This is a genomic window from Kitasatospora nipponensis (genome assembly GCF_039528135.1).
GTDB classification, from domain to species: domain Bacteria; phylum Actinomycetota; class Actinomycetes; order Streptomycetales; family Streptomycetaceae; genus Kitasatospora; species Kitasatospora nipponensis.
In genome coordinates, this window is record NZ_BAAALF010000189.1 from 1 (window position 1) to 6,613 (window position 6,613).

General features: G+C 76.6%; 5 protein-coding genes. 3 read left to right on the forward strand and 2 right to left on the reverse strand.

What is annotated here, in order from left to right:
• The coding region (locus ABD323_RS33465; protein ID WP_344445827.1) for a tyrosine-protein kinase family protein at positions 1–1,590 on the reverse strand (1,590 nt) is incomplete at its 3' end.
• Positions 1,591–1,767: 177 nt separating this feature from the next.
• Positions 1,768–2,916 carry a glycosyltransferase family 4 protein gene (locus tag ABD323_RS33470; protein WP_344445828.1) on the reverse strand — a complete coding sequence of 383 codons (1,149 nt, stop codon included), beginning with the start codon at positions 2,914–2,916 and terminating at the stop codon, positions 1,768–1,770.
• Between the two features lie 156 nt (positions 2,917–3,072).
• Between ABD323_RS33470 and ABD323_RS33475 the strand changes: the two genes are divergently transcribed.
• From ABD323_RS33475 to ABD323_RS33485, 3 genes are all read left to right on the forward strand, one after another.
• Positions 3,073–4,155 carry a glycosyltransferase gene (locus tag ABD323_RS33475; RefSeq protein ID WP_344445829.1) on the forward strand — a complete coding sequence of 361 codons (1,083 nt, stop codon included), beginning with the start codon at positions 3,073–3,075 and terminating at the stop codon, positions 4,153–4,155.
• A gap of 112 nt (positions 4,156–4,267) precedes the next feature.
• The gene (locus tag ABD323_RS33480) at positions 4,268–5,317 is read left to right on the forward strand and encodes an alpha/beta hydrolase (RefSeq protein WP_344445830.1); all 1,050 of its coding nucleotides are present in this window, start codon (positions 4,268–4,270) and stop codon (positions 5,315–5,317) included.
• A 171-nt stretch (positions 5,318–5,488) separates the two neighbouring features.
• Positions 5,489–6,382, forward strand: coding sequence for a slipin family protein (locus ABD323_RS33485; RefSeq protein ID WP_344445831.1), 894 nt, complete (start codon positions 5,489–5,491; stop codon positions 6,380–6,382).
• Positions 6,383–6,613: the final 231 nt, after the last annotated feature.

Consider the following 6,613-nt stretch of genomic DNA (forward strand, 5'->3'; position numbering starts at 1 on the left):
GTCCCCGCGCCCGCGCGGCGGCGCGCCCCCGCCGCTGCGCCGCCCGCCGGGCGCCAGCGAGCCGAGCAGCGCCACGCCGACCACCGGGACTCCGGTGCGGGAGAGCAACTCGCTCACCCGGTCGGCCTGTTCGGGCGTCACGTTGCCGCCCATCACGGTCACCAGGACGGCGTCCGCGTGCTGCACCAGGTCGTAGGCGTCGTTGGCGTGCAGCAGCGGCGAGCTGTCGATCAGCACCAGGTCGGCGTGCCGGCGGGCCCGCCGCAGCACCTCGCCGGCCCGCAGCACCAGCGCGGCCGGGTAGGCGGTGGTGTTGCCGCCGCTGATCAGGCTCAGACGCTCCACGCCGGTGGGGCGGATCAGGTCGTCCAGCTCGGCCGGCCGCTCGCCGCCCAGCAGTTCGGCCATCCCCGGGCCGTCGTCCAGCCCGAAGTGGGCGTGCAGCTGCGGATTGCGGAAGTCGCAGTCCAGCACCAGCACCTCGCGGCCGGTCTCGGCGAGCGCGGCGGCCAGGTTGGCCACCGTGGTGGTGCGCCCGTCCCCACTGCGTCCGGACATCACCAGCACCACCGGCGCCGGCCGGGTCAGCCGGCGCGAGCGGCGCTCGGCCTCGGTCGGCTCGGGCCCCGACCCGTCGCGCGGCTGCGCCGAGAGCGCGGCCGGGCCGGTCAGCAGCAGCGTCGAGCGCAGCGAGCGGAAGGACTCGGCCACCGGGTCGGAGGGCCGGGCGGCCACCAGGGGCCGGTGCGGCCGGCGCAGCCGCCGCCCGATCACCGGGATCTCGCCGATCACCGGGAGGTTGAACGCCTCCTCGGTGCCGTTGCGGGTGCGCAGCCGGGTGTCCATCCGGCCCAGCATCAGCGCCGCCACCACCCCCAGGCCCAGGCCCAGCAGCACCGCCAGGGCCAGCCGCAGGCCGCGGCTGGGCGAGCTGAGCAGGCTGCCCGGACTCTGGTGCGCGTCGATGCCGCCCCACTGCTGGATGGCGTCGGTCTGGGTGTAGCTCTGCAGGTTGTTGATGTCGGTCAGGGTCTTGGTGAGCGCGGCCACCGCCGCCTGCAACTGCGGCTGCAGCGCGGGCTGCTGGCCGGCGGGGGTGTGGTTGAACTGGTCCTGGAGGGAGTTCACGGCCTGCTGCTGGGTGTCGGCCTGCACCCGCAGCCGCTTGATCGAGTCGTTGGCGCTCTGCACCGCCTGGTCGCCGTAGCCGGTGATGGTCTCGTCGACGAACGCCATCACGGTGTTCGCGCAGTTCTGCTGGGTCGGTCCGGTGACCGTGAACAGGAGCATCTGCGCGCTGGCCGCGGTCACCGTGCGCCGCGCGATCAGGCCCTGCAGGTCGGTGGTGGCCAGCCGCCTGGCCGCGGCCGCGGTGACGTCCGAGCCGGTGGCGTACGAGAGGACCTGGTCGACCCGGACGGTGTCACCGCCGGCGACCGGGATGACGGCCACCTTGCACTGCCACTTGGCGTTGTCGACGGCGTCGCCGGCCGGGGTGAGCAGCCAGCCGATCGCCAGGGCCGCCAGCGTGCAGCCGAGCAGCAGTCGCCAGTGGCGTCGAAGGACGGTGACGTGGTTAGCCGGTTCCACCGGGTGGGTCCCCTCGCGGTCGTCGTGCGCGGCACCGGCGAGGGAGCCGGACGCCGGCCGGCGGCGGCCCCGGCCACTCGCCGTACCCCGCCACCGGGCCCCCGTCCGGTCCGCGCCCCCTGTGATGTTTGCCCGACCACGGTTTTGGCGCAAGCACTTTGGTGATACTGCTGCCGGTCAGCGCGCGCCGAGCGAGCGCTCGTAGAACTCGACCATCTGGGCGGTCACCTGATGCAGCGTGAAACTGGTCAGGAACCGCGCCCGGGCGGCCCGCACCCGCACCGCCGCCTCCTGACGGTCGGTCAGCACCCGGGTCAGCGCGGCCGCCAGCTCGACCGGCTGCTCCGGCGGCACCAGCAGCGCGTAGTCCTCGGAGCGGACCGTCTCGCGCAGCGCCGGCACGTCCGAGCAGACCAGCGGCACCCCCACCCCCATCGCCTCCATCGCCGCGCTGCCCAGCCCCTCCCAGCGCGAGGGCACGGCGAACGCGTCCGCCGCCGCCATCAGGTCGAAGACGTCGCCGCGCGGGCCCAGGAAGCGCACCGCCGCGGGGTCGTCCACGTCGGCGGCCAGCGCCCGCAGCCGCGGCGTCTCGGCGCCCGGGCTGCCGGCCAGCAGCAGCACCGCGCCGGGCACCTCGCGGCGCACCAGCGGCCAGGCGGCCAGCAGCACGTCCAGGCCCTTCTGGTACTGCTGGCGGGCCGCGGCCAGCACCACCGGCACGTCCTCGGCCAGCTCCAGGTCGGCGCGCACCTTCGCCCGCCGCTCGGGCGTCACGGTGCCCAGCAGCTCGGGGTCGCGCCCGCGCGGCACCACGTCGATGCGGCGCGGCGAGATCCGCAGCCGGGTCGTCATCGCCCGCGCCACGTGCCGGGTCAGCGCGTGGAAGCGCCGGGTGCCCTGCGCGGTCGCGGCGTCCACGGCCTGCGCCGCGCGCACCTTCCAGGGGTTCAGCCCGCGCGCCTGCAGGTGCTCGGGCCCGTACGCCGAGTTGACCAGGCTGGAGACGACCGGGGTGCGGGCCGCCAGCGCCGCGCTGCGCCCCAGTACGTCCGCCTCGTAGAGGGTGGTGTGCACCAGGTCCGGTCCGCGCTCGCGCACCAGCGCGTGCAGGGCGGCCGCGGTCCGGCCGCGGCCCGGGTGGTGCACGCCGAAGACGGTGGCGCCGGCCACCGCCAGCTCCGGCTGGAAGCCGTCGTCGGACGGCTTGAGGTACGCCACGTCCAGGGTGATCCCCGAGCGCACCAGACCCGGCGCCATCGCGGCCAGGCCCTGCTCGGCCCCGCCGACCCGATTCAGACTGTCGATCACATAGAGCACATGCATCCGCTCATCCCCCCTGACGCGGGGGCGTGGCCGGCCTCCCGTGCCGGCCCGCACCCGGGCCAAGCATCGCAGCCCGCCCGCCCCGCCCGCCAGCCGACCGCCGCGCAGTGTGCCGAATCCGCCACCGGCGCTCCAGCGCTGTGCGAGCCTCGTGCCATGGCCCAGCCGCCGTCACCCCCGCGCGTCCTGCACGTGATCACCGACCCCCGGCGCCGCGGTGCCCAGCGCCTGGCCCGCGACCTGCACGCCGAACTGCTGCGCCGCGGCCGGCCCTCCGCCCTGCGGGCCCTGGCGCCGCACCCCGACGCGACCGGTCCGGCCGAGGCGACCGGCGTGCTGGGCCCCTCGCGCTACCACCGCGCGACCCTGCGCGCCCTGCTCGGCGCCGCCCGCCGGGCGGACGTGGTGGTCGCGCACGGCTCCAGCACGCTGGCCGCCTGCGCGGTGGCGCTGGCCGGCACCGGGGTCCCGTTCGTCTACGTCGGCATCGGCGACCCGCGGCACTGGAGCGCCGACCGCGCGCGCCGGCTGCTGGTGGGCCTGCGGCTGCGCCGCTGCTCGGCGGTGACGGCCCTGACGCACGGCGCGCGCGAGGTGCTGCTGGAGCACTTCCCGCTCGACCCCCGGCGGGTCGTCACCATCCCCAACGCCCGTGCCGCGGACCGCTATCCGCCGGCCGCCGACCCCGCCGAGCGGAGCGCCGCGCGCACCCTGCTCGGGCTGCCCGGCCAGGGCCCGCTGGTCGCCTGGGTCGGCGCGCTGGCCGCCGGGAAGCGCCCCGACCTGGCACTCACCGTCACCGCCGCGCTGCCCGGGGTGCACCTGGCGCTGGCCGGCGCCGGCCCGCTGCGGGTGGCCGCCGGCGCGCGGGTCACGCTGCTCGGCGAGCTGGCCGACCCCGCCCCGCTCTACCGCGCCGCCGACGCGCTGCTGCTGACCAGCGACAGCGAGGGGCTGCCCGGTGTGCTGATCGAGGCCGCGCTGGCCGGCCTGCCGTGCGCGGCCACCGACGTCGGCTGGGTGCGCGAGATCGTCCGGGACGGCGTCACCGGCGCGCTCGCCCCGGCCGGCGACGCACCCGCGCTGCGCGCGGCGCTGGCCGCCGTACTGGCCGGCGCGGGCCCGCTGGGCAGCGCCGCCCGCCACCACGCGCTGCGGCGCTTCGACCTCGCGCAGGTCACCGACCGTTGGCAGGAACTGCTGCTCGCGGTGGCGCGCGGGCGGCCGGTGGGGGAGTGACGAACGCCCCACCCGTGAACGAACGACCTGCCTCGCGCCGGCTTGGTAGCGTGCGGGGAGCCCGCGCCACGCGGCGCCGGGCGAGGCGGTTCGACCGACACCTGGGGGGATCGTGCGTCAGGCGCAGCCCGATGCCGCGGCGAGTGCGGCGGCGGTGAGCGCGTGGTGGTCCACGCGTCACGCCGCCGAACGGCAGGACCTGATCGAGAGCTGTCCCGAGCTGGTCGGCAACCGCGACGGCATCCCCGCCGCGGACCGCGACCGGGCCAACCGCCGCCGGCTGGCGGGCAGCCGCGCCGCCCTGCACCGGGAGCTGGAGCGGCTGGGCACCGAGCCGCGGCCCACCGGCGTGCTGCCGGGGCGCGAACCGCCCGGACACCGGCGTTGGCGGCTGCGCCGGGAGGCGGTGCTGGGCAAGCTCAAGGGGCTGGAGGACATCGAGGGCCGGCTGACCCACTCGCGCGCGCCCCACTTCGCGCCGACCTACCTGCTGGGCTTCGACACCGAGGGCATCGGCCACGCGATCGTCGCCGTCAACGACCCGGACACCGCGCACAACGTCGTCACCTTCGTGCCCGGCAGCACCGCGCGGCTGGCCGGCATGACCGGCGACATGGACAAGGCGTACGAGATCGAGGCCGCCGCCCGGCTGGCCGCGCCCGACCGGACCACCAGCGCCATCGCCTGGAGCGGCTACGACGCGCCGCAGAGCAGGATCGCCGCGATCCGGCTGGCCGCGGCGCACGGCGCCAAGGACGCCCTGCTGAGCTTCGTGACCGCGCTGCGCCTGACCCACCGCGGCGCTCCCGCGCACAGCACGGTGCTGGGGCACAGCTACGGCAGCACGGTGGTCGGCCTGACCCTGCGCGACCGCGGGCTGCCGGTGGACAGCGTCCTGCTGCTGGGCAGCCCGGGGGCCGGCGTGCGGCACGCCCGGCAGCTGCGGATCGAACCCTCGCGGGTGCACGTGGGGCGCGGGTCCCACGACTGGATCAGGTTCGTGGCGGGCCTGCGGCACGGCAGGGACCCGATGCGGCCCGCCTTCGGCGCCCGCCGGATCCCCACCGGCGACACCCGGCACGGGCGTTACTGGGCGCCGGGCACGGTCTCCTGGACGCTGATCGGCCAGGTCGCGGCGGGCGCCCTGCCGGCCGGCGGCTGACGGTCGGTCACCGCGGCGGCCCGCCGCGGTGACCGAGCCTTGGGAGCCCTGCTCGCAGGCTGGTCCCGCCGCCGTGGCAGGCGCATACTGACCCGCGCGGCACGCGCCGGCTTCGAGGGGACCCACGGGGGCCCGGCTTCGGCGCGCCGCTGAGGGGTCGGGCGAGAGCGAATGCCGGTAGTCCTGGGCATCCTGGTGGCCGTCGGTCTGCTGTGGGCGGTGACCGGGGTGAAGGTGGTGCAGCAGTACGAGCGCGGGGTGGTCTTCCGGCTCGGGCGGGTGCGCAAGCAGGTCAAGGAGCCGGGGCCCACGCTCCTGATCCCGTTCGTCGACCGGATGCGCAAGGTGAACGTGCAGGTCATCACCATGCCGGTGCCGGCCCAGGAGGGCATCACCAAGGACAACGTCTCGGTGCGGGTCGACGCGGTGGTCTACTTCCGGGTGATCGAGCCGATCCGGGCCAGCGTGGACGTGCAGAACTACACCTTCGCCATGTCGCAGGTGGCGCAGACCTCGTTGCGCTCGATCATCGGCAAGAGCGAGCTGGACGACCTGCTCTCGGGACGGGAGAACCTGCACCGCGGGCTGGAGTTGATGCTGGAGAGCCCGGCGACCGGCTGGGGCGTGCACATCGACCGGGTGGAGATCAAGGACGTCGCGCTGCCCGACTCGATGAAGCGCTCGATGGCCCGCCAGGCCGAGGCGGACCGTGAGCGCCGGGCCCGGATCATCACCGCCGACGGCGAGTTCCAGGCCGCCGCCAAGCTCTCCGAGGCCGCGCAGCAGATGGACGCCACCCCCGGTGCGATGCAACTGCGGCTGCTGCAGACGGTGGTGGAGGTGGCGGCGGAGAAGAACTCCACGCTGGTGCTGCCGTTCCCGGTCGAGCTGCTGCGGTTCTTCGAGAGCGCCACCGACCGCAACCGCGAGCGGCCGGCCCAGGCCGAGCAGCCCGCTCCGGCGCCGGAGGCGCCCGCCGCCGTGCCCGCGCAGCTGGCCGCGGGCCGGCGGCTCGACCTGCCGCCGCTGCCGCAGGGCCCGCCCGGCATCCCTCGCCAGGAGTAGCCGCATCCCCCGATCGGGCGATGCCGTGCGCGTCAACGGGTCGGCCCGGTCGCGGAACTGACACGGTGGCGCGATGAAGACCGCCGCCCGCGCCGCCGCCGTCCTGCTCTCCGTCGTCAGCACCCTCGCCGCCGCACCCGCCGCCCCCCGGGGGGGGGGGGGGGGGGGGGGGGGGGGGGGGGGGGGGGGACCCGTCGCCCGCCCGGACCCGGCGCGGCCCGGGGGCGGGCG

What these genes read in the sequence shown, in the direction of transcription:
- ABD323_RS33470 (WP_344445828.1), bottom strand. Translation starts at nt 2,916, where the DNA reads ATGCATGTGCTCTATGTGATCGACAGTCTGAATCGGGTCGGCGGGGCC.
- ABD323_RS33475 (WP_344445829.1), top strand. Translation starts at nt 3,073, where the DNA reads ATGGCCCAGCCGCCGTCACCCCCGCGCGTCCTGCACGTGATCACCGAC.
- ABD323_RS33485 (WP_344445831.1), top strand. Translation starts at nt 5,489, where the DNA reads ATGCCGGTAGTCCTGGGCATCCTGGTGGCCGTCGGTCTGCTGTGGGCG.